This is a genomic window from Streptomyces sp. NBC_00286, assembly GCF_036173125.1.
GTDB lineage: Bacteria > Actinomycetota > Actinomycetes > Streptomycetales > Streptomycetaceae > Streptomyces.
Genome location: NZ_CP108054.1, coordinates 6,937,815 through 6,963,112 on the forward strand (window position 1 = coordinate 6,937,815; position 25,298 = coordinate 6,963,112).

General features: G+C 71.1%; 22 protein-coding genes. 11 read left to right on the forward strand and 11 right to left on the reverse strand.

The features are described from left to right. Nucleotides 1-61 precede the first annotated feature (61 nt). The 10 genes from OHT21_RS31510 (at nt 62) to OHT21_RS31555 (ending at nt 11,329) form a co-directional block, all read left to right on the forward strand. Complete coding sequence (locus tag OHT21_RS31510) at nt 62-1,144, forward strand: nitronate monooxygenase (protein ID WP_328771656.1); 1,083 nt, start codon at nt 62-64, stop codon at nt 1,142-1,144. After that, nucleotides 1,144-1,890 (forward strand): 16S rRNA (uracil(1498)-N(3))-methyltransferase, encoded by a 747-nt coding sequence (locus tag OHT21_RS31515; RefSeq protein WP_328771657.1) that lies wholly within the window; start codon nt 1,144-1,146, stop codon nt 1,888-1,890. The genes OHT21_RS31510 and OHT21_RS31515 overlap by 1 nt, the downstream gene beginning before the upstream one ends. Before the next feature lie 146 nt (nt 1,891-2,036). After that, entirely contained in the window at nt 2,037-2,636 is a 600-nt protein-coding gene (locus tag OHT21_RS31520) for an isochorismatase family protein (RefSeq protein ID WP_328771658.1), read from the forward strand. Between the two features lie 10 nt (nt 2,637-2,646). Further along, a complete protein-coding gene (locus tag OHT21_RS31525) occupies nt 2,647-3,555 on the forward strand; it encodes a GlxA family transcriptional regulator (RefSeq protein ID WP_328771659.1) in 909 nt (302 codons plus the stop codon). A gap of 65 nt (nt 3,556-3,620) precedes the next feature. Further along, nucleotides 3,621-4,250 (forward strand): hypothetical protein, encoded by a 630-nt coding sequence (locus OHT21_RS31530; protein ID WP_328771660.1) that lies wholly within the window; start codon nt 3,621-3,623, stop codon nt 4,248-4,250. A 183-nt stretch (nt 4,251-4,433) separates the two neighbouring features. Continuing rightward, nucleotides 4,434-7,604, forward strand: coding sequence for a S41 family peptidase (locus tag OHT21_RS31535; protein ID WP_328774295.1), 3,171 nt, complete (start codon nt 4,434-4,436; stop codon nt 7,602-7,604). 206 nt (nt 7,605-7,810) lie between these two features. Next, nucleotides 7,811-8,191, forward strand: coding sequence for a histidine triad nucleotide-binding protein (locus tag OHT21_RS31540; RefSeq protein WP_328771662.1), 381 nt, complete (start codon nt 7,811-7,813; stop codon nt 8,189-8,191). A 19-nt stretch (nt 8,192-8,210) separates the two neighbouring features. After that, nucleotides 8,211-9,116: a ribonuclease Z gene (locus tag OHT21_RS31545; RefSeq protein WP_328771663.1), complete on the forward strand. Its 906-nt coding sequence runs from the start codon at nt 8,211-8,213 to the stop codon at nt 9,114-9,116. Between the two features lie 20 nt (nt 9,117-9,136). Continuing rightward, nucleotides 9,137-10,129, forward strand: coding sequence for an adenosine deaminase (locus OHT21_RS31550; protein ID WP_328771664.1), 993 nt, complete (start codon nt 9,137-9,139; stop codon nt 10,127-10,129). A gap of 87 nt (nt 10,130-10,216) precedes the next feature. After that, entirely contained in the window at nt 10,217-11,329 is a 1,113-nt protein-coding gene (locus tag OHT21_RS31555) for a carbohydrate kinase family protein (protein WP_328771665.1), read from the forward strand. 78 nt (nt 11,330-11,407) lie between these two features. On the opposite strand, the gene OHT21_RS31560 is transcribed toward OHT21_RS31555, so the two are convergent. The 7 genes from OHT21_RS31560 to era all read right to left on the reverse strand — a co-directional run bounded on the left by OHT21_RS31560 (nt 11,408) and on the right by era (nt 20,954). After that, complete coding sequence (locus OHT21_RS31560; RefSeq protein ID WP_328771666.1) at nt 11,408-11,755, reverse strand: cytidine deaminase; 348 nt, start codon at nt 11,753-11,755, stop codon at nt 11,408-11,410. Between the two features lie 33 nt (nt 11,756-11,788). Next, the gene (locus tag OHT21_RS31565) at nt 11,789-16,486 is read right to left on the reverse strand and encodes a cation-translocating P-type ATPase (protein ID WP_328771667.1); all 4,698 of its coding nucleotides are present in this window, start codon (nt 16,484-16,486) and stop codon (nt 11,789-11,791) included. A 107-nt stretch (nt 16,487-16,593) separates the two neighbouring features. Next, nucleotides 16,594-16,953 (reverse strand): MmcQ/YjbR family DNA-binding protein, encoded by a 360-nt coding sequence (locus OHT21_RS31570; protein WP_328771668.1) that lies wholly within the window; start codon nt 16,951-16,953, stop codon nt 16,594-16,596. Continuing rightward, complete coding sequence (locus OHT21_RS31575) at nt 16,950-18,257, reverse strand: hemolysin family protein (RefSeq protein ID WP_328771669.1); 1,308 nt, start codon at nt 18,255-18,257, stop codon at nt 16,950-16,952. Before OHT21_RS31575 ends, OHT21_RS31570 begins: the two co-directional genes overlap by 4 nt. Next, a complete protein-coding gene (gene ybeY / locus OHT21_RS31580; protein ID WP_328771670.1) occupies nt 18,254-18,751 on the reverse strand; it encodes an rRNA maturation RNase YbeY in 498 nt (165 codons plus the stop codon). Before ybeY ends, OHT21_RS31575 begins: the two co-directional genes overlap by 4 nt. 13 nt (nt 18,752-18,764) lie before the next feature. After that, on the reverse strand, nt 18,765-19,817 hold the full coding sequence (locus OHT21_RS31585) for a PhoH family protein (protein ID WP_328771671.1): 1,053 nt from the start codon (nt 19,815-19,817) through the stop codon (nt 18,765-18,767). A gap of 168 nt (nt 19,818-19,985) precedes the next feature. Further along, a complete protein-coding gene (era, locus tag OHT21_RS31590) occupies nt 19,986-20,954 on the reverse strand; it encodes a GTPase Era (RefSeq protein WP_328771672.1) in 969 nt (322 codons plus the stop codon). 106 nt (nt 20,955-21,060) lie between these two features. Between era and OHT21_RS31595 the strand changes: the two genes are divergently transcribed. Beyond that, nucleotides 21,061-21,399, forward strand: coding sequence for a P-II family nitrogen regulator (locus OHT21_RS31595; protein WP_165341890.1), 339 nt, complete (start codon nt 21,061-21,063; stop codon nt 21,397-21,399). 100 nt (nt 21,400-21,499) lie between these two features. Here the strand turns inward: OHT21_RS31595 and OHT21_RS31600 are convergent, their stop codons facing one another. The 4 genes from OHT21_RS31600 to OHT21_RS31615 form a co-directional block, all read right to left on the reverse strand. After that, nucleotides 21,500-21,976 carry a hypothetical protein gene (locus OHT21_RS31600; protein WP_328771673.1) on the reverse strand — a complete coding sequence of 159 codons (477 nt, stop codon included), beginning with the start codon at nt 21,974-21,976 and terminating at the stop codon, nt 21,500-21,502. A gap of 233 nt (nt 21,977-22,209) precedes the next feature. Continuing rightward, complete coding sequence (locus OHT21_RS31605) at nt 22,210-23,547, reverse strand: GH1 family beta-glucosidase (protein ID WP_328771674.1); 1,338 nt, start codon at nt 23,545-23,547, stop codon at nt 22,210-22,212. Nucleotides 23,548-23,604: 57 nt separating this feature from the next. Further along, complete coding sequence (locus OHT21_RS31610) at nt 23,605-23,871, reverse strand: protealysin inhibitor emfourin (RefSeq protein WP_328771675.1); 267 nt, start codon at nt 23,869-23,871, stop codon at nt 23,605-23,607. A 64-nt stretch (nt 23,872-23,935) separates the two neighbouring features. Then, on the reverse strand, nt 23,936-25,003 hold the full coding sequence (locus OHT21_RS31615; RefSeq protein ID WP_328771676.1) for a M4 family metallopeptidase: 1,068 nt from the start codon (nt 25,001-25,003) through the stop codon (nt 23,936-23,938). Between the last annotated feature and the right edge of the window lie 295 nt (nt 25,004-25,298).

Genomic DNA, 25,298 nt, shown 5'->3' on the forward strand with positions numbered 1-25,298 from the left:
GGCGTATGCCGGGCGGAAGGCCGGATTCGGTCCTCTTGGAGTGACGTGACAACATGCCGTCATGTCCTCCGCGCTGACCGATCTTTTCCCCCTTCCGATCGTGCAGGCCCCGATGGCGGGCGGCGTCTCCGTGCCGCAGCTCGCCGCGGCCGTGTCCGAGGCAGGGGGGCTCGGTTTTCTCGCCGCCGGCTACAAAACGGCCGACGGCATGTACCAGGAGATCAAGCAACTCCGCGGGGCGACGAACCGGCCCTTCGGCGTAAACCTCTTCATGCCGCAGCCCGAGTACGCCGACCCCGCCGCCGTCGAGGTCTACGCCAACCAGCTGGCCGGCGAGTCCGCCTGGTACGAGACCAAGCTGGGCGACCCAGACAGCGGACGCGACGACGGCTACGACGCCAAACTCGCCGTACTCCTCGACAACCCGGTGCCGATCGTCTCCTTCCACTTCGGCTGCCCCACGCGCGAGGTCCTGGACTCCCTCGCCCGCGCCGGCACGTTCACCATGGTCACCGCGACCACCGTCGAGGAGGCGCAGGCCGTGCAGCGGGCGGGCGCCGACGCGGTGATCGTGCAGGGCGTCGAGGCGGGCGGCCACCAGGGCACCCACCGCGACAACCCCGAGACGGACGGCGCCGGCATCGGACTGCTCTCCCTGATCGCACAGGTCCGCGAGGCTGTGCAGATCCCGATCGTCGCGGCCGGCGGCATGATGCGCGGCGGCCAGATCGCCGGCGCACTCGCCGCGGGCGCCACCGCCGCCCAGCTCGGCACGGCCTTCCTCGCCACCCACGAGTCCGGCGCGAACGCCCTGCACAAGCAGGCGCTCACCAACCCCCTCTTCGTCCGTACGGAGCTGACCCGCGCCTTCTCCGGCCGCCCGGCCCGCGGCCTCGTGAACCGCTTCATGCGCGAGCACGGCCCGTACGCCCCCGCCGCGTACCCCCAGATCCACCACCTCACCTCCGGTCTGCGCAAGGCGGCGGCCAAGGCGGGGGACGCGCAGGGGATGGCGCTGTGGGCGGGGCAGGGGCACCGGCTGGCCCGTGATCTGCCGGCGCAGCAGCTGGTCGAGGTGCTCGCGGACGAAATCGCCGAGGCCAAGGCGGCCCTGGCGGCGCTCCCCGGCGGGAGCGCCGGCTGATGACCGCGCCCGTGTTCGTGGTGGACGCGGTGCCGACCGGCCCGGAGTTCGTCCTCGACGGCCCCGAGGGACGGCACGCCGTGTCCGTGAAACGACTCCGCCCGGGCGAGGACGTGGTCCTGACGGACGGCCTCGGCCGGTGGACGGAGGGCGTGGTGAAGGCCGCCGAGGGCAAGGACCGGCTGGTGGTCGCCGAACTCCACGAGGTCCACGAAGAGCCGGAGCCGACGCCCCGTATCACCGTCGTCCAGGCCCTTCCGAAGGGCGACCGGGGCGAACTCGCCGTCGAGACGATGACGGAGACGGGCGTAGACGAGATCGTCCCCTGGTCCGCCGCCCGCTGCATCACGCAGTGGAAGGGCGAGCGGGGCCTCAAATCCCTCGCCAAGTGGCGGGCGACGGCGAGGGAGGCGGGCAAACAGTCACGCCGGGTCCGCTTCCCCCACATCACGGACCCGATGACGACGAAGCAGGTCGCCGCACTCCTCACCACAGCAGACTTCGCGGCGGTCTTGCACGAGGACCGCTCCCACCCGAGCGAACCCCTCGCCACCGCCGAACTCCCCACCTCCGGCTCGATCGTGCTCGTGGTGGGACCCGAAGGGGGCGTGTCTCCGGAGGAGTTGGCGGCTTTCGCGGATGCGGGGGCGGGGGCGTACCGGCTGGGACGCAGCGTGTTGCGCACGTCGACGGCGGGCACGGCGGCTACGGCGTTGTTGCTGGGGCGTACGGGCCGCTGGTCCTGAGGGCGAGGGCTCTCGCCCCCGCCGCACCTGCCTCGGGCCCCTGCACTGATTACTCAACAGCCTGGCCTGCCGATGACCAGATCGGTCCGCTCCCGGACCCGATGCGGTCTGTCACCGCCATGCCCCCGCGGCCCAGACTCGGGGACATGACCCGAGCACTGATCGTCATCGATGTCCAGGAATCCTTCCGTGCCCGTCCGCTGTGGGCGACCATCTCCGAGCCGAAGATCGCCGACCAGGTGAACCGACTGGTCCGGCTCGCCCGGCAGGCCGGGGACCTGGTGGTGTGGGTGCTGCACACCGCGCCCGGTTCCGGCGATGTCTTCGACCCGGCCCTCGGCCATGTCCGGCTGATGGAGGAACTGGAGCGAGCCGACGGGGAGCCGCTGATCCACAAGACCTCCCACAACGCCTTCACCACCACCAACCTGCAGCAACTCCTCACCGAGCGCGGCATCAACGAGCTCACCGTCTGCGGCATCCGCACCGAGCAGTGCGTGGAGACCACCACCCGTCTCGCCTCCGACCTCGGCTACCAGGTCACCTTCGTCACCGACGCGACCGCGACCAACCCCATCCCGCACCGCGATGCTCCCGCCGGCCAGAGCGTCGCCGAGCTGCTGGCCGACCCGCGCACGCTGTCTGCCGAAGAGATCATCCGGCGCACCGAGTACGCCCTCTCCGGACGCTTCGCCACCATCGCGACGGTCGAGCAGCTGGAGGCAGCGGCAGAACCTCGGGCATGATGACCGAATCGTGAGCCACGTCGTCTTCTTCCTGGTGCCCGGAGTCCACTTGCTGGACCTGGCCGGTCCCGCGCAGGTCTTCTCCACGGCCGCCGGCTTCGGGCACCCCTACACGCTCACCTACGTCGCCGAGCAGCCCCAGGTCCCCACCGCCCAGGGGCTGCCGCTGGTGGCGGCGCTCGACTGGCCCGAACTCGGTCCCGAGGATCTGATCGTGGTGCCCGGCTGGCGGTGCGTCACCCTGGCCGACGCCCCCGCCATTGGCGCCGCCTCCCTTCAAGTCCTCCGGGACCACCACGCCAGGGGCGGGGCGGTGGCCAGCGTCTGCGCCGGAGCGGATGCACTCGGCCGGGCCGGCCTGCTCGACGGCCGCCACTGCACCACCCACCACGACGTGCAGGATGAGCTGACCCTGCGCCACCCCAAGGCCGTGGTCGCCCGCGACGTCCTGTTCACCGCCGACGACCGGGTGATCACCTCGGCCGGCATCGCCAGCGGCATCGATCTCGCCCTGCACCTGGTCGCGACCCGGCACGGCCCGGCCGTCGCCGCCCAAGTGGCCCGGAACATGGTCGTCTACGCCCGCCGCAACGGCCACGAGCCGCAGTCCAGCGCGATGCTCCGCCACCGCTCCCACCTCGACGACACCGTCCACCGCGCCCAGAACCTCATCGACGCCCACTTCGACCAGCCACTCCCGCTGTCCACCCTGGCGTCGGCGGCAGGCGTGAGCGAACGCACCCTCACCCGCCTCTTCACCCGCGCCACCGGCCTCACCCCCCTCCGCTACCAACAAACCCTCCGCCTCGAACGCGCCCAACACCTCATCAGCCACGGCACGACGATCGACGCCGCCGCCCGCTCGGTCGGTTTCGAGGACGCACGCATGCTGCGGCGGCTGCGCGCCCGCCCGGCTTGAGTACGCGCTCAGCGTGGCCGCATGCGGTCTACCGCAGCCCCCGCCGTAGTGGCACCCTGCCGCCTATGGGGGCATTGATGCGTATACGGCATGGCTTACAGGGGCGGCGGCGAGGTCCGGTCGTGGCCGGGTTCGCGGTGGTCGCCGTTGTCGGGGTGGCCGCGTGTGAGCCGGGGGACGGGTTGAGTTCCGCGGCCGTGGCCGTCACCACCGATCAGGTTGGGACGCGGGAGCTCGAGCGGCAGGGTGTCGATGTGCGGTGGGTCAGCTGTACGGCCTCGTACGGGGAGAAGGCGACCGCCGGGAGTTCGCCGAGTGCGCGGAGTGTGGCGACCGTCGACTGTGTGGGCGAGGACAAGGACGGGCGGGACATCACGATCAAGGGCAAGGTGACGCAGGAGGTCGACGGGAAGTGTGTACGGGGGGATCTGACCGCCAAGGTCGGCGGCAAGGAGTGGTTCCGGGCGGATGTGCTCGGGAACTGCGATGCGGCCGACCCGACCACCACCGCTCCGACCCCTACCGCTCCCGCTCCGACCACCACCGCTCCGACCACCACCGGCCCCACCTCGACGCCACCCGACGACGACCACGAGACCACCCCGGCGCACGACCAGCCCGGTCCCACCGTCACCGTCACCAAAACCGTCACCGTGCACCCCAGCCCCACCTGTTCCTGCCAACCGGCGAAGTGATCCAAAGCTCTGGCCGGAGGAAGGACCGCTGCATAGGGTGATCGGGTGACACAGACCGCATCCGCTGCATCCCATGCCTCCGCTGCGTCCTCGGAGTCCGCCCCGTCCGCCCCGTCCGCCACATCCTCAGCGTCCTCGGCGTCCGCGACGTATCTCCGGTATCCGCATCTCCACGGCGAGTTGATCACCTTCACCGCCGAGGACGACGTCTGGGTCGCGCCCCTCGACGGCGGTCGCGCCTGGCGGGTCAGCGCGGACAACGTCCCGGTGAACCATCCGCGCATCTCCCCGGACGGTGCGACCCTCGCCTGGACGTCCACCCGCGACGGCGCCCCCGAGGTGCACATCGCCCCCATCGACGGCGGCCCCGCCAAACGCCTTACGCACTGGGGCAGTTGGCGGACCCAGGTACGCGGCTGGACCCCGGAAGGCCAGGTCCTCGCGCTCAGCACCTACGGACAGGCCAGCCTGCGGCGCAGCTGGGCGCGGTCCGTACCTCTCGACGGCGGTCCCGCAACCACCCTCCCGTACGGGCCTGTCGGCGGCGTCGCCTACGGTCCCGGCGACGGCGTCGTCCTGCTGTCCGCGCCCATGGGCCGCGAGGCCGCCTGGTGGAAGCGATACCGGGGCGGCACGGCCGGCAAGCTGTGGATCGACAGCGAGGGCGGGGGCGAGTTCGTACGGCTGCATGCCGACCTGGACGGGAACATCGAGTACCCGTCGTGGGTCGGGGACCGGGTCGTCTTTCTCTCCGATCATGAGGGTGTGGGGGCCGTGTACTCCTCCCTCGCCGACGGGTCGGATCTGCGGCGGCATACGGCAGTTGACGGTTTCTATGCCCGGCATGCGGCGACCGACGGTACGCGCGTCGTGTACTCGTCCGCCGGTGAGCTGTGGGTCCTCGACGACCTGGACGGGGCCGAGCCGCGGCGGCTGGACATCCGGCTCGGCGGGCAGCGCGTCGATCTGCAGCCGCACCCCGTGAACGCGGCCCGCTGGTTCGGCGCGGGCGCCCCCGATCACACCGGACGCGGCAGCGCGATCGCCGTGCGCGGCGCCGTCCACTGGGTCACCCACCGTTCGGGGCCGGCCCGGGCGCTGGCCGCCGAGCAGGGCGTACGGGCCCGGCTGCCGCGTACGTTCCGCGTGGACGGCGAGGAGCATGTGGTGTGGGTGACGGACGCGGAGGGTGAGGACGCGCTGGAGTTCGCGCCCGCCACCGGGGCCGCACCCGGCGCGACACCGCGCCGGCTCGCCGCCGGACAACTCGGCAGGGTGGTCGGGCTCTCGATGGCGCCCGACGGCAGCCGCGCCGCCGTGGCCTCGCACGACGGACGCCTGCTGCTCGTCGAGCGGGAGACGGGAGAGGTACGGGAGGTCGACCGCAGCGATGACGGCGACGTCTCCGGGCTCGTGTTCTCGCCCGACTCGGCCTGGCTCGCCTGGTCGCATCCCGGCCCGCGCCCGCTGCGCCAGCTCAAGCTCGCCAACACCGCCGACCTGTCGGTGACGGAGGCGACCCCGCTCCGTTTCCGGGACTACGCGCCCGCGTTCACGCTGGACGGCAAGCACCTGGCGTTCCTGTCGGCCCGCTCCTTCGACCCGGTCTACGACGAGCACGTCTTCGACCTGGCCTTCGTGGGCGGTTCGCGGCCACACCTGATCACGCTCGCCGCCACCACGCCCTCGCCCTTCGGGCCGCAGCGGCACGGTCGTCCCTTCGATGCCCCCGACAAGGAGGAGACGCCGGACAGCGAGGGCGCCCCCACGACCCGTATCGACCTGGACGGACTCGCCGACCGCATCGTGCCGTTCCCGGTCGAGGCCGCCCGTTACTCGCAGCTGCGCGCCGCCAAGGACGGTGTGCTGTGGCTGCGCCACCCGGTGCGCGGCGTACTCGGCGCCTCCCGCGCCACCCCGGACGACCCGGACCCGAAGACGGACCTCGAGCGCTACGACCTCGTCCAGCAGCGCATCGAGCATCTCGCCTCGGACGCCGACCACTTCGCGGTCACGGGCGACGGCAAGCGGATCCTGCTGTGGACCGACAGCAAGCTCAAGGTCGTACCGAGCGACCGGCGCGCCTCGAACGACGACGAGAGCGACACCAACATCACCGTCGACCTGTCGCGGGTCCGGCAGAGCGTCGACCCGGCCGCCGAGTGGCGGCAGATGTACGACGAGGCCGGCCGCCTCATGCGCGACAACTTCTGGCGGCCGGACCTCGGCGGAGCCGACTGGAACGGCGTACTCGACCGCTACCGGCCGGTGCTCGACCGGGTCGCCACCCACGACGACCTGGTGGACCTGCTGTGGGAGGTGCAGGGCGAGCTCGGCACCTCGCATGCGTACGTCACTCCGCGCGGCGGCTTCGGCGGCGGGGAGCGGCAGGGGCTGCTCGGCGCGGACATCTCCCGTCACGAGGACGGCCCTCAGGGATCGGCACAGTGGCGTATCGACCGGATCCTGCCGTCGGAGACCTCCGATCCGGACGCGCAGGCGCCGCTCGCCGCGCCCGGCGTCGCGGTGCGCGCCGGTGACGCGATCGTCGCCGTCTCCGGGCGGCCGGTCGACCCGGTGACCGGGCCCGGACCGCTGCTCGTCGGTACGGCCGGAAAGCCCGTCGAACTGACCATCTCGCCCTCGGGTGGTGGCGATCCGCGGCACGCCGTGGTCGTCCCCATCTCCGACGAGGAGCCGCTGCGCTACCACGCGTGGGTCGCCGACCGGCGCGCGTACGTCCACGAGAAGTCCGAGGGACGGCTCGGCTACCTCCACGTTCCCGACATGGTCGGCTCCGGCTGGGCGCAGCTCCACCGCGACCTGCGCATCGAGGTCGCCAAGGAGGGCCTGGTCGTCGACCTCCGCGAGAACCGCGGCGGCCATACGTCCCAGCTCGTCGTCGAAAAGCTCGCGAGGCGCATCGTCGGCTGGGACCTGCCGCGCGGAATGCGCCCGTACAGCTATCCCGAGGACGCGCCGCGCGGCCCGGTCGTCGCTGTCGCCAACGAGTTCTCCGGCTCGGACGGCGACATCGTCAACGCGGCGATCAAGGCGCTCGGGATTGGCCCGGTGGTCGGTACGCGTACCTGGGGTGGCGTCGTCGGCATCGACAGCCGCTACCGGCTCGTCGACGGCACGCTCGTCACCCAGCCCAAGTACGCGTTCTGGCTGGAGGGTTACGAGTGGGGTGTCGAGAACCACGGCGTCGATCCGGACGTCGAGGTCGTTCAGGCGCCGCACGACTACGCGGCGGACCGCGATACCCAACTGGATGAGGCGATCCGCATCGCGCTGGCCGCGCTCTCGGAGAACCCGGCGAAGACGGCTCCGGCTTTGCCGGGGGTTGAGTGACGGCGGGGTGCCGGGGTCCTTGTTTCGCCCCCGCCGCCCCTACCCGTCCCATCCCTGGGGCTCTGCCCCCAGACCTCGGCGGGGCGGAGCCCCAGAGGGCGGGGGATGAGTGACGAGGGGCTTACGGCGAGCCGCAGCCCCGCTGCCCGTCCCCACCGGTCGCTACGATGCCGACGTAACGATCATCCAGCGTGAGGAGGCCGCGCATGGCACAGGAGCCAGAGGGGCGCCAAGAGGGCGGCGCACCGCAAGAGGACTGCCTGTTCTGCAAGATCGTCGCAGGGAAGGTGCCGGCGACCGTCGTGCGGGAGACCGAGACGACCGTTGCCTTCCGGGACATCAACCCGCAGGCGCCCACGCATGTCCTGGTGATCCCGAAGGCCCACTACCGGGACGCCGCCTCGCTCGCCGCCGGCGACCCCGCGGCCCTCGCCGACGTGGTGCGCGAGGCCGGGGTGGTCGCGGCCGACGAGAAGCTGGAGAGTTACCGCCTCGTCTTCAACACCGGAAGCGGTGCGGGCCAGACCGTCTGGCACGTGCACGCGCACGTTCTGGGCGGCCGCGGCATGCAGTGGCCGCCGGGATAAGCCGGGACGACAACTCACCATGTCCGTACGTGAATTGGTGGTCCTCGGCACCGCCAGCCAGGTCCCCACCCGGCACCGCAACCACAACGGCTATCTGCTGCGCTGGGACGGGGAGGGACTGCTCTTCGACCCCGGCGAGGGCACGCAGCGGCAGATGCTGCGTGCCGGGGTCGCGGCCCATGACCTGCACCGGATCTGCGTCACGCACTTCCACGGCGACCACTCCCTCGGCCTCGCCGGAGTGATCCAGCGCATCAACCTCGACCGGGTGCCGCACGAAATCACCGCCCACTATCCGCGCTCAGGGCGGCACTTCTTCGAACGGCTGCGGTACGCCACCGCCTACCGCGAGACCGTCCAGCTCACCGAAGCACCGGTCGCCGCCGACGGCGTACTCGCGGCCTCGAAGGCGTACACCCTGGAGGCCCGCAAACTCGCCCACCCCGTCGAGTCGTACGGCTACCGGCTCGTCGAACCCGACGGGCGGCGCATGCTGCCCGAGCGGCTCGCCTCGTACGGGATCAAAGGGCCGGACGTGGGGCGCATCCAGCGGGAGGGGGCGCTGGGTGATGTCGCGCTGGAGGATGTGAGCGAGGTGCGGCGGGGGCAGCGGTTCGCGTTCGTCATGGACACCCGGCTGTGTGAGGGGGTGTACGCGCTCGCGGAGAAGGCCGACATGCTCGTCATCGAGTCGACCTTCCTCGATGCTGATATTGAACTCGCCGTTGAATACGGCCACTTGACGGCCGGGCAGGCGGGTGGCGTGGCCCGGGACACGGGCGTACGGCACCTTGTGCTGACGCACTTCAGCCAGCGTTACTCCGAACCCGATGAATTCGAGCGGGAGGCGCGGGCCGCCGGGTTCGAGGGGGAGCTGACGGTGGCCCACGATCTGCTGCGGGTACCGCTTCCGAAACGCCGGTGATCCGGTCGTACGATGCCTTGATGCCTCTCCCCAAAGCCGAACTCCACGTGCACATCGAAGGCACCCTCGAACCCGAGCAGGCCGTGGCGTTCGCGGCGCGCAACGGCGTCGAGCTGCCGTACGCCGATACGGAGGAGCTCCGCAAGGCCTACCAGTTCAGCGACCTGCAGTCCTTCCTGGGGCTCTACTACGAGCTGATGGCCGGGCTCCGGACCGAGCGGGATTTCGAGGAACTGGCCGACGCCTATCTCGCGCGGGCCGCGGCGCAGGGAGTGCGGCACGCGGAGATCTTCTTCGATCCGCAGGCGCACCTCGCGCGCGGCGTCGAGATGGGAACGGTGGTGGAAGGGCTCTGGCGGGCGTTTCGCAGGAGCGAGGCCGTGCACGGCGTCTCCACCCAGTTGATCATGTGCTTCCTGCGGGACGAGTCCGCCGAGTCCGCGATGGAGACTCTGGACGCCGCCAGGCCGTATCTCGACCGGATCGTCGGCGTCGGCCTCGACTCCGCCGAGGTCGGGCATCCGCCGGGGAGGTTCCGCGAGGTGTACGAGGCCGCCGGCGCCCTCGGGCTGCGACGGGTGGCCCACGCGGGGGAGGAAGGGCCGCCCGCGTACATCACCGAGGCGCTCGACGTACTCGGCGCCGAGCGGATCGACCACGGGCTGAGCTGCATGGAGGACCCGGAGCTGGTCGAACGGCTCGTACGGGAGCGGGTGCCGCTGACGGTCTGCCCCCTGTCGAACGTACGGCTGCGGGCCGTCGACACCCTGGCGGAGCACCCGCTGCCCGCGATGCTCGACGCCGGGCTGCTGTGCACCGTCAACTCCGACGATCCCGCGTATTTCGGCGGCTACGTCGGTGACAACTTCGACGCCGTGCACGAGACGCTGGGACTCCAGCACGAGCGGCTGCGGGAACTGGCGCGGAACTCGTTCCTCGCCGCGTTCCTGGAACACGACGAGGAGCGGCGGGCACGGTACCTCGCCGAGGTGGAGGCGTACGCCTTCGAGTAGGGGCGGGCCCGCTCACCTGGCCGCAGGGCGGCTGTCAGTGGTGTGGTGCACACTGGCTGGAAATCGCACCACCCAGGGGAGCGCACCGTGACCACGCCCCACGGAGAGGGCCCGTACCACTGCCACGCCCACGTCGATCCGCTCGCCGGGCTGCGCACACCCGGCGACCCGCCCTGGGACGTCTACCTCACCGGCACCGTCTTCCTGGACATCATCTTCACCGGGCTCGACTCCGCCCCCGTACGCGGCACCGAGTCCTGGGCACGCGGCATGGGCTCGAGCCCCGGGGGCGTCGCCAACATGGCGACCGCGCTGGCCCGCCTCGGCCTGAAGACCTCCCTGGCGGCGGCCTTCGGGGACGACCACTACGGGGAGTACTGCTGGGACGCCCTGGAACACGGCGAGCACATCGACCTGTCCTCGTCCCGCACGGTGCCCCACTGGCACTCCCCGGTCACCGTCTCCATGGCGTACGAGGGCGAACGGACCATGGTCAGCCACGGCCACGAACCGCCCCCGGAGGAGCCGGCGCCCGACTGCCCGCCACGCGCGCGTGCCGCCATCGCCTCGCTGACGCCGGGCACGCGCGCGCCCTGGATCGCGCAGGCCGCGCGCAAGGGCGCCAGGATCTTCGCCGACGTCGGCTGGGACGACACCGGCCGCTGGGACCTCGCCGCCCTCCCCGACCTGGAGCACTGCGAGGCCTTCCTGCCGAACGCCGAGGAGGCCATGCGCTACACCCGCACCCGCTGCCCCCGTGAAGCCGCCCGCGCCCTCACCGACCACGTACCGCTCGCCGTCGTCACCCTCGGCGCGGAAGGCGCGTACGCCGTCGACGGACGCACCGGAGAGACCGCCGACGTCCCCGCCATCGCCGTCGAGGCCCTCGACCCCACCGGCGCCGGCGACGTCTTCGTGGCCGGCTTCGTCACCGGCACCCTGGCCGGCTGGCCCCTCGCCGACCGCCTCGCCTTCGCCGGCCTGACGGCCGCCCTCTCCGTCCAGGAGTTCGGCGGCTCCCTCTCCGCCCCCGGCTGGACCGAGATCGCCGCCTGGTGGCGCCGCGTCCAGTCGTACGACGACCAGGACCCGACCGCGCTCAGACGGTACGCCTTCCTGGAGGAACTGCTCCCGGCGGACGCCAGGCCGTGGCCACTGCGGCGGGCGGTACCGACGATCGGGTTCCGGACGTCGGCGTAGGCCGATGGGTGTCTGGGCGTCGCAGCCACCTCCCGGAGCCACTGGGCTCTGGGAAGTGCGCGGGATTGGGGAGCACCCTCACCCAGCCGTCGCGGACACCCGCACCACCCCGTCCACCCCCGCCAGCAACACCGGCGTAGAGGCCCCGCCAAGGTCCCGCACGGCCGCCAGGTCGCCGTCCGCCAAGGACTCCGCCTCGCTCACCACCGCCGCCGCCTCCAGCGACTTCGCGCCCGACGCCACGGCCATCGCCACCGCGGTCTGCAGGGCGCTGAGCCGCAGGGAGTCCAGGGCGACGGTGCCCGCGACATACGTACGGCCGGTTTCGTCGCGTACGGCCGCCCCCTCGGGCACACCGTTGCGGGCCCGCGCGGAACGGGCCAGGGTGACGATCTTGCGGTCCTCGGGATCAAGCGTGTCGGTCATGCCCTGAGCATACGAAGCCCGAGCCCGGCCACATCAGGCGCGGTGTCCCTGGCCCTGTCCCTGGCCTTGGACGACGCGGTGTCCCTGGCCTTGGGCGACGGCGGGGAGAGACCTTGCCCAGGTCGCCCATGCCTCGCCGGGCGGTCCGTGCTCGATGATCGCCTTTTCGAGCCGCGGCACGGCCCGTTGCCCGAGCACCGCGAGTGCTATCGCCGTGGCGACTCCGCCCCAGGCGACCGGGCCCAGGGGTGTGCAGCCGAAGAACTGGCTGGGGCCCGGCGTCTGGATCAGGGCCACGAGCGCGACGGCGGAGCCGAGGGACGTGATGCGGACCAGCGGACTGTCGCGGCGGTCGGTGAGGGTCTGGGCGAGCTGGGTACCGACCACGCCGCACAGGGCCATCGTCGTGGAGCGGCGCGCCGTACCAGGCGTGAAGCGGCCGATGAGCCAGGCCGTGGTCGCGCCCAGGCACGTGGTCAGAGCGCGGTGCCGGATCTGGCGGATCAGCGGCGCGCCGAGGAGCGAGGTACCGAGCGGCTCGGTGCCCGGATCGGCCACGCCTGCCGCCTCCGCTGCCTCCCCCTTTGTCGTGCCTGCCGCCTCACGCGACGCCTTGCCGTCCGCCTCCCGCGACGTCGTGCCGCCGTCCTCCGCTCCCGTGGCCTTCTGTGGAGTCACCGCCACCGCCATCGCCGGGAACAGGTCCGTGAACAGGTTCACCAGCAGCATCTGGCGGGTGGAGAGAGGCGCGGCTCCCGAGAGGACCGAGCCGAGGATGCCGAACCCGACCTCCCCCGCGTTGCCGCCGATCAGGATCGCGATGGCGTCGGCGACGCCGTGCCACAGCGCACGGCCTTCGGTGACCGCCTCGATGAGGACCGTGAGGTCGTCGTCGGTGAGGACGATGTCGGCCGCGTTGCGTGCGGCCGCCGAGCCGCGGGCGCTGATGCCCACGCCGACGTCGGCGGCGCGGATGGCCGCGGCGTCGTTGGCGCCGTCGCCGACCATCCCGACCACCCGCCCCGCGTCCCGCAACGCCTCCACGACCTGGAGCTTCTGTTCGGGCGCGACGCGGGCCACCACGCTCGCGTCGCGCAACATCCGGGACCGTGCCGACCGGTCCGCGGCGGCGAGTTCGTCGCCGGTGACGACGGTGGTGTCGTCCGGCCAGCCCAGGTCGGCGGCGATCGCCCGGGCGGTCTGCGGGTGGTCGCCGGTCAGCATGACGGGTCGTACGCCCGCCTGCCGCAGACCGTGCACGAGCGCGGTGGACGTGTCGCGCGCCACGTCCGCCAGCGCGAGCAGGCCGGTGAACTCCAGCTCGTTCAGGGGCTCTTCGAGTACGTCCGTCGCCTCCTCGCCCTCCGCCAGCGGGCGTCCGGCCACCGCCAGCACCCGCAGCCCGTCGCGGGCCAGCGACTGCGCCGCGTCGGAGGCGTGGCCGGGGAGGTCGCGGCAGGCGGGCAGGACGGTCTCCGGGGCGCCCTTGACCACGAGCAGCGGTGTGCCGTCCGCGGTCCGGCCGACAGAGGCGGCGTAGCCGCGGGCGGCCTCGAACGGGCGGCCCTCGGTCTGTGTCCAGTGCGGGTCCGGGCCGGCCGCGTCCAGGACCGCCTCGTCGGTGGCGTGCGCCGGCCTGGTCGAGTCGCCGTTCAGGCGGGGGCAGGCGCGCGCCGCGTCGCGCAGCGTACGGCCGGACTTCGCCTCGTCCGGGGTGTGGGCCGTGCCGTCGGCGTCGGTGACCCGCACCAGCCGTAGCCGGTTCTCGGTCAGGGTGCCGGTCTTGTCGAAGCAGATCGTGTCCATGCGGCCCAGCGCCTCCAGCGTGCGCGGGGTGCGGACGAGGACGCCGCGGCGGCTCAGCCGTCGGGCGGCGGCGAGTTGCGCCACCGTGGCCACCAGCGGAAGGCCTTCGGGGACGGCGGCCACGGCCACCGCCACACCGCCGCTCACGGCCTGCCGTATCGGCGTGCCGCGCAGCAGCGACAGACCGGTCACCGCGGCGCCGCCCGCCAGCGTCAACGGCAGCGCCTTGCGGGTGAGTTCCTGCAGCCTGGCCTGCACGCCGCCGGCCGGCGGGGTCCGGGCGGCGAGGGAGACGGCCCGGGCGGCCTCGGTGCGGTCGCCGGTGTCCACCACGACGGCCCGGGCATGTCCGGCGACCACGGTCGTGCCCTCGAACACCATGCAGCAGCGTTCGGGCACAGGGGCTCGCGGAGTCGCGTCGGTCCGCTTGTCCGCCGGCAGCGACTCGCCGGTCAGCGCGGACTCGTCCACCTCCAGGCCGTCCTCCCACAGGAGGCGGGCGTCGGCAGGCACGACATCGTCCGCCTGGAGCTCGATCACATCGCCGGGAGCGAGCTGAGCGGCGTCGACGACATGCGTCTCGCCGAACGTGTCCTGCGCCTCGGTGGACGTTACGGGTACTTCGGCGGCCGCGCCGCGTGCTTCGGCCGCTGTGCTGCGTGCTTCGGTCGCCGTGCCGCGTGCTTCGGCGGACGTGTCGTCGTAGAGGACGCCCGCCGCCCGGTCCGTCACGCGCGCCTTCTGCTTCTGCCCCGCGAGCAGCCCGGACAGCGCCCGCTCGGCCCGCAGCCGCTGTACGCCTCCGACCAGCGCGTTCAGGTCGAGCGCGCCCACGACCAGCAGGGCGTCCACGACGGAGCCGAGGATCGCCGAGGCGGCCGAACCGACCGCCAGGACCGGGGTGAGCGGATCGTCCAGCTCGCCGCGTACGGCCCGGGCGAGCCGCAGCGACCACCGGGCCGGGGCCATTACGGGATGACGGCCGACGGTGGCGACCGCCTCACGCACCTGGTGGGTCGCCTGCTCGGCGGCACTCGTCTCGGTGTCCGGCTCGTGCTCCAGCCGGGAGAGGACGTCCGCCGGTTCCAGCGCATGCCAGGCCACCCGCGGACGCGGGTGCGGAGCCCGGGTCGCCGCAACGCCGAGGGCGGCTCGCGCCCCGGACAGCAGGGCCACCGCCGCGGCGGCGTCCACCGGCGCGTGCCGCAGGCCGGGCAGCAACGGCGAACGGCGTCCCCGCCCGGACTCGCCGACCGCCACCAGCAGACCCGACAGCGCCGCGCCGGACCGGGCCAGCGTCTGCGACCTGTGCCCGGTCACGCGGGCCGCCCGCACGGCGGTCAGCAGCCGCCACGTGTCGGCCAGCCCGTGCAGGGCCACGACGTCCGCTCCCCACACGACCGCGCCCTCCTGGTCCGCGAGGGCGACGGCCACGTCACCGGCGAGCAGCCCGGACAGTACGTCGCTGTCGTCGGCCGACAGCAGCCGGGCGACCGTGACGACGGTGCCCTCCCCGTCCTCGTGCCCGTCGCGCAGCCCGTGCACCACCTCGCTCAACGGCCGGTCACCGCCCACGACTTGGTCGGCAAGGCTCGTGAACTCGCTCAGCGCGGGATCCGCGGGATCATCCACCACCACGACCCGCAGCCCGGCACGCCGGGCTGCGTCCAGTACGGTCTCGACCCATGGATCCGGCCCCGCGCCCGGCCTGCGCAGCGCGCTCGGATGCAGGACGACCGTGTCGGCCATCTCCAGTTGCCGCAGCCGCTCCGGGTCGCGCACCAGCACGCCCGTGCGGGACAGCGCGCCGCTCAGCACGGCGTGGAAGGCGGCGGGCCCGTAACGCGCGGCCTTGGGCGAGCCGGCGAGGACCGCTTCCGCTGCCTCCGCACCGTCGTGCTTGACGAGCAGCGTCGCCGCGGCGCCCGCCACGCTGCCTGCGGAGGCATGGGCGGCATACTCCTGCGCCGGCGAAGTCCGCAACGGCGGGCGTGGGAAGTGGTCCGCCGCCGCACTGATCCGCTCCGGCGCGCACACCTGGTCGTGCACCGAGTCGAAGGCGGCCAGACGCGCCACCGTCTCCGCCAACTGGCAGGCGCGCAGCACCCCGTCGAGCAGCAGCGACGTCGGCGACTGACCCGCGCCGTGCGCGGCCGCGTTCGCCGCAGCCAGCACCAGGTCCATCCGCGAGCGGCCGAGCCGGGCCCGCAGCAGGCCACGGAAGCGCGGGTTCTCGCGCAGCAGCGTCACCACCGCGGTCACCAGCCGCGGTGAGGGCGGCAGACGCAGGGCACTCGCGACCAGAGCGGCTCCGGTGCCCACGGCGTCGATGGCGATCGCCGCCGCTGCGGCTCGTACTCCGGCCGGGTCGCCCGGATGCGCGAACTCCTCCACCGACGCATCCGACGGCGAGAGTCCGTGCCGGGCCGCCAGAGCGGTCGCCTTCTCCACCACCCGGTCGGTGAGCGCGTCCTCGGTGGCCGTCACCACCAACCGCGCCAGCCCGCCGTCCCAGTACGCGAACGCCACATCCGGGTGCTCCGCCAGCGCGGCGGCCACCCGTCGCGCCCGGTGCTCCGTCCCGTCCTCCCGCCGCACCCCTTCCGGCCGTTCCGGCCGTTCCGGCCCTTCCGCCAGTTCCGCCAGTTCCGGCCCTTCCGGCCCTTCCGGTGCGGACGGCCGCAACGCGAGATGCGCCCGCGTACCGGACCGCCAGTGCGGCGAACTACCGGGCAGCGCGTTACGGGCGACCCGCCCGACCCGCACCGCGGAGTCCACGCTCCGCACCCCGGCCCGCGCCGTCCCCGCCACCGCCGCCGCGGCCACACCCACCGCGGGCGCGACCGCCCGCGCGAGCAGCCGCGGCCCCGCCAGCGATAGACCGCCGGCCGAAGGAGACGTCGTCAACAGCAGTCCCAGACCCATCGCACGGCTCCACCTCTCGTGACGGCGCCTCCCGTAACAGCGCCTTACTGCGCCGTCCGAGTGCCCGCAACACGAGTGGTCATCCAGGCGAGGTCTTCAGGAGATCTTCAGGACCGGTCCAGCCGAAGCCGCTCGGCGCGCGGCAGACCGGCCACCACCAGGTCGTACGAGTCCTCGATCAGCTCCCGTACAAGCCGGTCCGGCAGCTTCCCGTCCACCGTGACGGTGTTCCAGTGCCGCTTGTTCATGTGCCAGCCGGGGATGATCAGCCCGGGGTACTCGTCCCGCAGCCGCACCGCGTCCTCCGGGTCGCACTTGAGGTTCACGGTGAGAGGGCTGGAGTCCAGGTGCGTCAGCGCGAAGAGCTTGCCCAGCACCTTGAAGACGGAAATCTCCGGGCTGAACGGGAAGTCCTCCACCGCCGCGTTGAAGGACAGGCAGAACGCGCGCAGTTCCTGCGGGGTCACTCCGGCTTCTTCTCCTCCTCCGGCGGATCCGCCGGACCCATCGGCTCCACCAGCACGGTCACGATCTTGTTCCGCCGGCCCGCCGCGGTCTCCGCCGTGAGCCGCAGCTCGCGCTCGTCCGGCAGCGCCACCACCGACGAAGCACCCGCGATCGGCACCCGCCCCAGCGCCTTGGCCAGCAGCCCGCCCACCGTCTCCACATCCTCGTCGTCGTACGCCTCGAAGCCGTACAGCTCCCCGAGGTCGCCGATGTCCAGGCGGGCCGTCACGCGGTAGCGGTCGTCGCCGAGGTCCTCGACGGGCGGCAGTTCACGGTCGTACTCGTCCGTGATCTCGCCGACGATCTCCTCCAGGATGTCCTCGATGGTGACGATGCCGGCCGTGCCGCCGTACTCGTCGATGACGACCGCGACGTGATTGCGGTGCTGCTGCATCTCACGCAGCAGATCACCCGCGTTCTTCGTGTCCGGTACGAAAGCCGCGGGCCGCATCGCCGTCGACACCAGCTCGCTCTCCGCGTCCCGGTTGATGTGCGTCTTACGGGCCAGGTCCTTCAGATACACGATCCCCACGATGTCGTCGTCGCTCTCCCCGGTGACGGGAATCCGCGAGAAACCCGACCGCAGCGCCAGGGTCAGCGCCTGCCGGATCGTCTTGTAGCGCTCGATGACGATCAGGTCCGTACGTGGCACCATCACCTCGCGTACCAGCGTGTCGCCCAACTCGAAAACCGAGTGCACCATCCGGCGCTCCTCGTCCTCGATCAGCGACTCCTTCTCGGCGAGGTCCACCAACGCCCGCAACTCGGCCTCGGAGGCGAACGGACCGCGGCGGAAGCCCTTGCCGGGAGTCAGCGCGTTGCCGATGAGGATCAGCAGGGGCGGGATCGGCCCCATGATGCGGGCGAGGGGCAGCAGGACGTACGCCGCCGCCGTCGCCGTGTTCAGCGGATGCTGGCGGCCGATCGTGCGCGGCGAGACACCCACCGCGACATACGAGACGAGAACCATCACCCCGATCGCGATCGACAGCGCCTCCCACGTCTCGTCGAACTCCATCAGGCAGGCGTACGTGACGAGCGTGGCGGACGCCATCTCACAGGCGACCCGCACCAGCAGCGCGACATTCAGATAACGGGTCGGGTCCGCGGCGACCTGGGCCAGCTTGGCGCTGCCGCGGCGACCGGAGCGTACGGCCTCCTCCGCGCGAAAGCTGGAGACGCGCGCCAGGCCCGCCTCCGCGCAGGCGGCGAGCCAGGCCACGACGACCAGCGCTATCGCGCCGAGAACGATCTGAGGGTTCATGACACGGTCGGGGCCGGGGAGGGACCGGTCAGGCCCTTCTCCGTACGCCAGCCGTCCACGATGGCGGCCTGCAGACCGAACATCTCGGTCTTCTCGTTCGGCTGCTCATGGTCGTAGCCGAGCAGATGCAGCACCCCGTGAACCGTGAGCAGCTGAAGCTCCTCGTCCATGGAGTGCTGCGTCGCCGCCTCCTTGCCCTGCCGCTCGGCGACTTCCGGGCACAGCACGATGTCACCGAGCAGCCCCTGCGGCGGCTCATCGTCGTCCTTCGACGGCGGACGCAACTCGTCCATCGGGAACGACATCACATCCGTCGGTCCCGGCAGCTCCATCCACTGGATATGGAGCTGCTCCATGGCATCGGCGTCCACGACGATCACCGAGAGCTCGGAGAGCGGGTGGATACGCATCCGCGCGAGCGCGTAACGGGCGATGTCGAGGATCGCCTGCTCGTCGACCTCGGTTCCGGACTCGTTGTTGACGTCGATCGACATGATCGGGCTTGGTCTACTTCCGTTTGTTACGGCCCTTGTGGGAGCCGTTCTGCGTGCCGTTCTCGCTGTCGTACTTCTCGTACGCGTCGACGATACGGCCGACCAGCTTGTGCCGTACGACATCCTGCGACGACAGCCGCGAGAAGTGGACGTCCTGGACACCATCCAGGATCTCCTGGACCTGCCGCAGCCCGGACTTCGTGCCCTCCGGGAGGTCGACCTGGGTGACGTCACCCGTGACCACGATCTTCGAGTCGAACCCGAGCCGGGTGAGGAACATCTTCATCTGCTCGGCGCTCGTGTTCTGAGCCTCGTCCAGGATGATGAAAGCATCATTAAGGGTTCTACCCCTCATGTATGCCAGGGGCGCGACCTCTATCGTCCCCGCCGCCATCAGTCGCGGAATCGAGTCCGGGTCGAGCATGTCGTGCAGCGCGTCGTACAGCGGGCGCAGGTACGGGTCGATCTTCTCGTACAGCGTGCCGGGCAGGAAGCCCAGGCGTTCGCCGGCCTCTACCGCGGGGCGGGTCAGGATGATGCGGTTGACCTGCTTGGACTGGAGGGCCTGGACTGCCTTGGCCATGGCGAGGTAGGTCTTGCCGGTGCCCGCCGGGCCGATGCCGAAGACGATGGTGTGCTTGTCGATGGCGTCGACGTACCGCTTCTGGTTGAGGGTCTTGGGGCGGATCGTGCGGCCTCGGGAGGACAGGATGTTCTGGGTGAGGACCTCGGCCGGGGTCTCCTCCGGGCCGTTCCCGTCTTCACTGGCCCTCAGCATGGCGATCGAGCGTTCCACCGCGTCCTCCGTCATCGGCTGTCCGGTGCGGAGCACCAGCATCATCTCGTCGAACAGGCGCTGGACGAGGGCCACCTCGCGGGCGTCGCCGACCGCGCTGATCTCGTTGCCCCGGACGTGGATGTCGGCCTCCGGGAAGGCCTTCTCGATCACGCGCAGGAGGGCGTCTCCGGAGCCCAGCACGGTCACCATGGGGTGCTTGGGCGGAACGGTGAACTGCGCTTTCGCGTTTCCCTGAACAGGGCCTTGCGCTGTGGGTGTCTCAGTCATGGGCCGGCTCGTAGGCCTTGCTCGTCCTCCTCGACAGGGTCCGCAGCCAGATGACTGCCTTTGCACTGCCCAGGGTACGTCGGAGCACTGACAACGCCGTAGGCGTTTTCAGTGGCCGTTACCGGAGGGGTATGGGATGGAGGAACGAGGGGGTTCGGAGCCGCGCCCTCAGAACCCCAGCTTCCGCAGCTGCCTCGGATCCCGCTGCCAGTCCTTCGCGACCTTCACATGGAGGTCGAGGAAGACCGGCGTGCCCAGCAGCGCCTCGATCTGCTTGCGGGACTTGATGCCGACTTCCTTCAGGCGCTTGCCCTGCGGGCCGATGATGATGCCCTTCTGGCTGGGGCGCTCGATGTAGACGAAGGCGTGGATGTCGAGGAGGGGGCGGTCGGCGGGGCGGTCCTCCCGGGGGAGCATCTCCTCGACCACGACCGCGATGGAGTGGGGCAGCTCGTCGCGTACGCCCTCCAGGGCGGCCTCGCGGATCAGCTCGGCCACCATGACCTGCTCGGGCTCGTCCGTGAGGTCGCCCTCGGGGTAGAGGGCCGGGCCCTCCGGGAGGAGCGGGACGAGGAGGTCGGCGAGCAGGTCCACCTGCTTGCCGGAGACCGCCGACACCGGCACGATCTCCGCCCATTCGAAGCCGAGTTCCTTGCCGAGCTGGTCGATGGCGATGAGCTGCTCGGCGAGCGCCTTGCCCTCCACCAGGTCGGTCTTCGTGACGATCGCGATCTTCGGCGTCTTCTTGATGGACGCCAGTTCCTTGGCGATGAAACGGTCGCCCGGCCCCAGCTTCTCGTTCGCCGGCAGACAGAAGCCGATCACGTCGACCTCGGCCCAGGTGGTCCGTACGACGTCGTTGAGCCGCTCGCCGAGCAGCGTGCGCGGCTTGTGCAGACCGGGGGTGTCCACCAGGATCAGCTGTGCGTCCGGCCGGTGCACGATGCCCCGTACCGTGTGTCGCGTGGTCTGCGGCTGGTTCGCGGTGATCGCCACCTTCTGGCCGACCAGAGCGTTCGTGAGGGTGGACTTGCCCGCGTTCGGGCGGCCCACGAAGCAGGCGAAGCCCGCGCGATGGATGGCCCCGGAAGACTCCGGCGGCTCGGATGACTGGGTACGAACGCTCATGGCGCCCATTGTCCCTGATCATCGGAGTCCCGCCGCACGTGTTCACGTCCGTACGTCCGCACCTTCACGTACGGGCCTTACGGTGCACGCCGCGCCCCCTTACGATCACGGGTTCATGAAGCTCATCATCGCGATCATCAAGCCGTACCGCCTCGACGAGGTCAAGAACGCGCTCCAGGAGGCGGGCGTCCACGGCCTGACCGTCACGGAGGCCAGCGGTTACGGGCGTCAGCGCGGGCACACCGAGGTGTACCGCGGGGCTGAGTACCAGGTCGACCTCGTCCCCAAGGTCCGTATCGAGGTCGTCGTCGACGACGCGGACGCCGACGCCGTCACCGACGCGATCGTCCAGGCGGCGCGGACGGGGAAGATCGGCGACGGCAAGGTGTGGGCGTTGCCGGTGGAGACGGTGGTGCGGGTACGGACGGGGGAGCGCGGCCCGGACGCGCTCTGAGCCGTCGCGCCGGCTGATCGGTGCCGTCTGCGCGCCGACGGCACCGATCACCACGTACGGAGTTGTACGGGGGTTACGACGCTTGCAGTGGAGCTACGGCCTACTCGAACACGAACGGGCCCGGTGACTGCGGTGCCTGGGCGGTGCACGTGATGTTGATCCCGATGACCGTCAGGTTCAGGGAGCCGCCGAACGTCTCAAGGCTGTCCCCGGCGGCGACCGTGCCGGTCAAGGGCCCGACGGTGACCCCCTCACCGGCGGCTATCGCGGGGTTCTCGGTGCCGGAGAACGTGGTGGTGCCGCCGCTCGCCTTCACCATGGTGAGCGAGGCCTGGATGGAGTCCTCGCCGAGGGCGATCGGCGAGGTGATGTCGGTGGAGCTGACGGTGATGGTGGCGGAGGTGCCGTCCTGCGTGGCGGTGAGGGTGGCCTCGCCGCCGCCGAGGAGGCTGCATTCCGCGTTGATGGTCGCCGACTGCGGGACCACCGCGGCGGCGCTGGGGGCCAGGACGAAGCCGGTCATTGCGAGGGTGCCGGCCGCGACGGCCGCTCCGATTCCGATCCGCTTGCGTCTCATGAATTCCCTTTCCTTGGTGGGGAGTTGCCATGTGGGAACGGTTGACGGACCGCCCACGGGTGGGGGCGCGAAAGTGCTGCGCAGGGTTAGATCTGACGGCCCGTCAAAAGAGAGAGTCGAGGTCTATTGAGGCCTGAGTGGCGCCTGTTGGCAAGAGATGCGGAAGTGATTCTTCTAATGGTTGGAGGAAGTGGCCGAAGGCGGCTGACGGTTGCCCGAAAACCGGCTCCGTCTCAGGGGTGTTGGGCGCGCAGTACGTCCCGCAGCCAGCCGTACGACGCCTTCGGTGTCCGCTTGAGCGTCTCGTAGTCGACGTGAACCAGGCCGAAGCGCCTGGCGTAGCCCTCCGCCCACTCGAAGTTGTCCAGCAGCGACCACACGAAGTACCCGCGTACGTCGACGCCCGCCTCCAACGCCCTGTGCAGCGCCCGGAGATGGCCGTCCAGGAACGCGATCCGCTCCTGGTCGTCGATGCCTTCGTACGAGCAGCCGTTCTCGGTGATGACGATCGGCGGGAGGCGGTCGCCGTAGCGGTCGCGGAAGCTCGTCAGCAGCTCGGTGAGGGCTTCCGGGATCACGGGCCAGCCGAAGTCGGTGACCGGGTGTCCTTCGATCTCCCTTACGGAGAAGGGGAGTTCGGCAGGAAGCGTGAAGCCGCCGAACTCGATGTCGGCGCCCTGGGGTGCGCCCACGCTGGTCGGTGCGTAGTAGTTGATCCCGTACCAGTCCAGCGGCTCGGCGATCACCTTCAGGTCGGCTTCGACGTCCCCGGGCATCAACTCGCCCAGTCCTTCCGGGTATTGGCCCAGCAGGATCGGGTCGGCGAACAGCCGGTTCAGCAGTACGTCGTAGAAGCCGGCCGCCTCTACGTCGGCTTCCTCGTCGGACGCGGGCCAGGTAGGGCCGTGCGAGTTGGCGATCCCGATGTCCGTGACTCCGGCCGCGCGCAGGGCTCGTACGGCCAGACCGTGGGCCAACAGCTGGTGGTGCGCGACGGGGAGGGCGTCGAACATCAGCTGCTTGCCGGGGGCGTGGGTGCCGAGGGCGTGGCCCAACAGGGTGTGTTCGGCGGGCTCGTTGAGGGTGATCCACTTGCTGACCCGGTCGCCGAGGCGTTCGGCGACGAGGGCCGCGTACTCGGCGAAACGCTCGGCGGTCTCGCGTCGCAGCCAGCCGCCCTCCGTTTCCACGGAGAGCGGTAGGTCCCAGTGGAAGAGGGTCGGAACGGGACGTACGCCCGCTGCCGACAGCTCGTCCACCAGGCGGTCGTAGAAGTCGAGGCCGCCGGGAGACTGGACGCGGGGCCAGGAGATGGAGAAGCGGTACGCTCCGACGCCCAGGTCGCGCAGGAGGGCCACGTCTTCGGGGTAGCGGTGGTAGTGGTCGCAGGCCACGGCGGCCGTCGAGCCGTCCTTTATCCGGCCCGGCTCGGCCGTGAAGGCGTCCCAGACGGAGGGCTCGCGCTGGTCCGCGGCGCCTTCGATCTGGTGGGCCGAGGTGGATACGCCCCAGAGGAAGCCAGCCGGGAACTGAGGTATGGGGTTCGTTCCGCCGCGCGCGTCAGTCGCCATGCACGGATCATCCTTACCGGCGGTAACGGAAGTCAACAGTCCAGTGAGAACTGGCCGTTACGTCCCCTCTTTCAGCACCCTTGAGATCAGCTTTCGTTGCTCCTCCGTCAAGCGCGGATCCGAGCAGTACACCGTCTTTTCGTCGACGGTGATCTGGTAGCTGAAGCCGTCGGGGACGCCGATCGGGGGTGTCTGACGGGCTGCCGCGACCGCCTGTTCGGCCAGGTCGTGCCACTCCTGGGCATCGGCCCGTCCCGCCGTCTCCACCGAGGCGTGACGGTCGATGCCCGCGAATCCGCCCGTGCGCTTCACCTGGATACGCATGGTTCCTGTCTAGTACGAAAGCGTCCGGCAGGCCACTCCTGGGCCGCGGCCGCATACGCCGCGCTCAGGCCGTGGGCACCCCGACCTGCTCCCACGCCTTCGTGACGGCCTGGAGCTCCTCGCCCTCGCCGTACGTGGCACGGGCCTGCGCCAGGGTCAGGTTCGCGAAGTCGGAGAAGTTCGCCTCGGAGTCCAGCTCGCCGCCGGTCAGCACATCGTACCAGATCTGTCCCGCGCGCTCCCAGGCGTTGCCGCCGAGTGCGGTCGCGGTGAGGTAGAAGGCGCGGTTGGGGATGCCGGAGTTGATGTGGACGCCGCCGTTGTCGCGGCCCGTCTGGACGTAGTCGTCCATCGTCGCCGGCTGCGGGTCCTTGCCGAGCACATCGTCGTCGTACGCCGTGCCCGGCTCCTTCATCGAGCGCAGCGCCTTGCCGGTGACGCGCGGCGCGAGCAGGCCTGCGCCGATCAGCCAGTCGGCCTCGGCGGCGGTCTGGCCGAGCGTGTACTGCTTGATCAGCGCGCCGAAGACGTCCGACATCGACTCGTTCAGGGCGCCCGGCTGGCCGAAGTAGGTGAGGTTCGCGGTGTACTGCGTGACGCCGTGGGCGAGTTCATGGCCGATGACGTCGACGGGAATCGTGAAGTCGAGGAAGATCTCGCCGTCACCGTCGCCGAAGACCATCTGCTCGCCGTCCCAGAAGGCGTTGTTGTACTCCTCGCCGAAGTGCACCGTCGCGTTGAGCGGCAGGCCCTCGCCGTTGATCGAGTTCCGCTCGTACGCCTTCAGGAACAGGTCGAAGGTCGCGCCCAGGCCGGCGTACGCGCGGTTGACCGTGGCGTCCTTGCCGGGCTTGTCGCCCTCGCCGCGCACCTTTTTGCCGGGGAGGTCCTGCTTGTGTTTGGCGTCGTAGATGGTGCGGGTCGGCTGGTCGGCGAGGGCCTCCGGCGGGGCAAGGGCGGGGGCGCCGATGACCGTGGTCAGGCGGCGGTGGGTGCGCTCCAGGGCGTCGCGCTCCAAGGTGCGGCGGGCGGGGCCCGCGAGCGCGGGGTCCTCGGACCGGGCGAGGGTGTCGAGGACGTGGGGCGGCACGATGGTGCAGAAGGTGGGCTCGAAGCCACGGTTCGCGGTCATGACCGCACCTTTGCACTGAGTGCTTTTGGTGTCACCAGGCGCAACCATGATTGGTGAAACGTGGGGATATGGGCGCCGTGGGGGTTACCCGTTGTGTTATGGCTGCGGGTTCGTTGTGGCTGGTCGCTCCCCCACTCTCGACTTCTCCCCCACTCTCGGCTTCGCTCGAGCGGGGGCCCCATCGCGGCGGAGCCGCAAATTGATGCGGCCCTGCGCCCCTGAAACGGGGCGCTTTAGTGGGCCTGTGTGACCTTGTGCACCTTTTGTGTGGTACGTCTTCCCGGTCCCGCATACT

Excerpts from the sequence above, each read along its gene's own strand:
- OHT21_RS31510 (WP_328771656.1), top strand. The coding sequence starts at position 62 with ATGTCCTCCGCGCTGACCGATCTTTTCCCCCTTCCGATCGTGCAGGCC.
- OHT21_RS31515 (WP_328771657.1), top strand. The coding sequence starts at position 1,144 with ATGACCGCGCCCGTGTTCGTGGTGGACGCGGTGCCGACCGGCCCGGAG.
- OHT21_RS31520 (WP_328771658.1), top strand. The coding sequence starts at position 2,037 with ATGACCCGAGCACTGATCGTCATCGATGTCCAGGAATCCTTCCGTGCC.
- OHT21_RS31530 (WP_328771660.1), top strand. The coding sequence starts at position 3,621 with ATGGGGGCATTGATGCGTATACGGCATGGCTTACAGGGGCGGCGGCGA.
- OHT21_RS31540 (WP_328771662.1), top strand. The coding sequence starts at position 7,811 with ATGGCACAGGAGCCAGAGGGGCGCCAAGAGGGCGGCGCACCGCAAGAG.
- OHT21_RS31545 (WP_328771663.1), top strand. The coding sequence starts at position 8,211 with ATGTCCGTACGTGAATTGGTGGTCCTCGGCACCGCCAGCCAGGTCCCC.
- OHT21_RS31550 (WP_328771664.1), top strand. The coding sequence starts at position 9,137 with ATGCCTCTCCCCAAAGCCGAACTCCACGTGCACATCGAAGGCACCCTC.
- OHT21_RS31560 (WP_328771666.1), bottom strand. The coding sequence starts at position 11,755 with ATGACCGACACGCTTGATCCCGAGGACCGCAAGATCGTCACCCTGGCC.
- OHT21_RS31565 (WP_328771667.1), bottom strand. The coding sequence starts at position 16,486 with ATGGGTCTGGGACTGCTGTTGACGACGTCTCCTTCGGCCGGCGGTCTA.
- OHT21_RS31575 (WP_328771669.1), bottom strand. The coding sequence starts at position 18,257 with ATGAACCCTCAGATCGTTCTCGGCGCGATAGCGCTGGTCGTCGTGGCC.
- ybeY (WP_328771670.1), bottom strand. The coding sequence starts at position 18,751 with ATGTCGATCGACGTCAACAACGAGTCCGGAACCGAGGTCGACGAGCAG.
- OHT21_RS31585 (WP_328771671.1), bottom strand. The coding sequence starts at position 19,817 with ATGACTGAGACACCCACAGCGCAAGGCCCTGTTCAGGGAAACGCGAAA.
- era (WP_328771672.1), bottom strand. The coding sequence starts at position 20,954 with ATGGGCGCCATGAGCGTTCGTACCCAGTCATCCGAGCCGCCGGAGTCT.
- OHT21_RS31595 (WP_165341890.1), top strand. The coding sequence starts at position 21,061 with ATGAAGCTCATCATCGCGATCATCAAGCCGTACCGCCTCGACGAGGTC.
- OHT21_RS31600 (WP_328771673.1), bottom strand. The coding sequence starts at position 21,976 with ATGAGACGCAAGCGGATCGGAATCGGAGCGGCCGTCGCGGCCGGCACC.
- OHT21_RS31605 (WP_328771674.1), bottom strand. The coding sequence starts at position 23,547 with ATGGCGACTGACGCGCGCGGCGGAACGAACCCCATACCTCAGTTCCCG.
- OHT21_RS31610 (WP_328771675.1), bottom strand. The coding sequence starts at position 23,871 with ATGCGTATCCAGGTGAAGCGCACGGGCGGATTCGCGGGCATCGACCGT.
- OHT21_RS31615 (WP_328771676.1), bottom strand. The coding sequence starts at position 25,003 with ATGACCGCGAACCGTGGCTTCGAGCCCACCTTCTGCACCATCGTGCCG.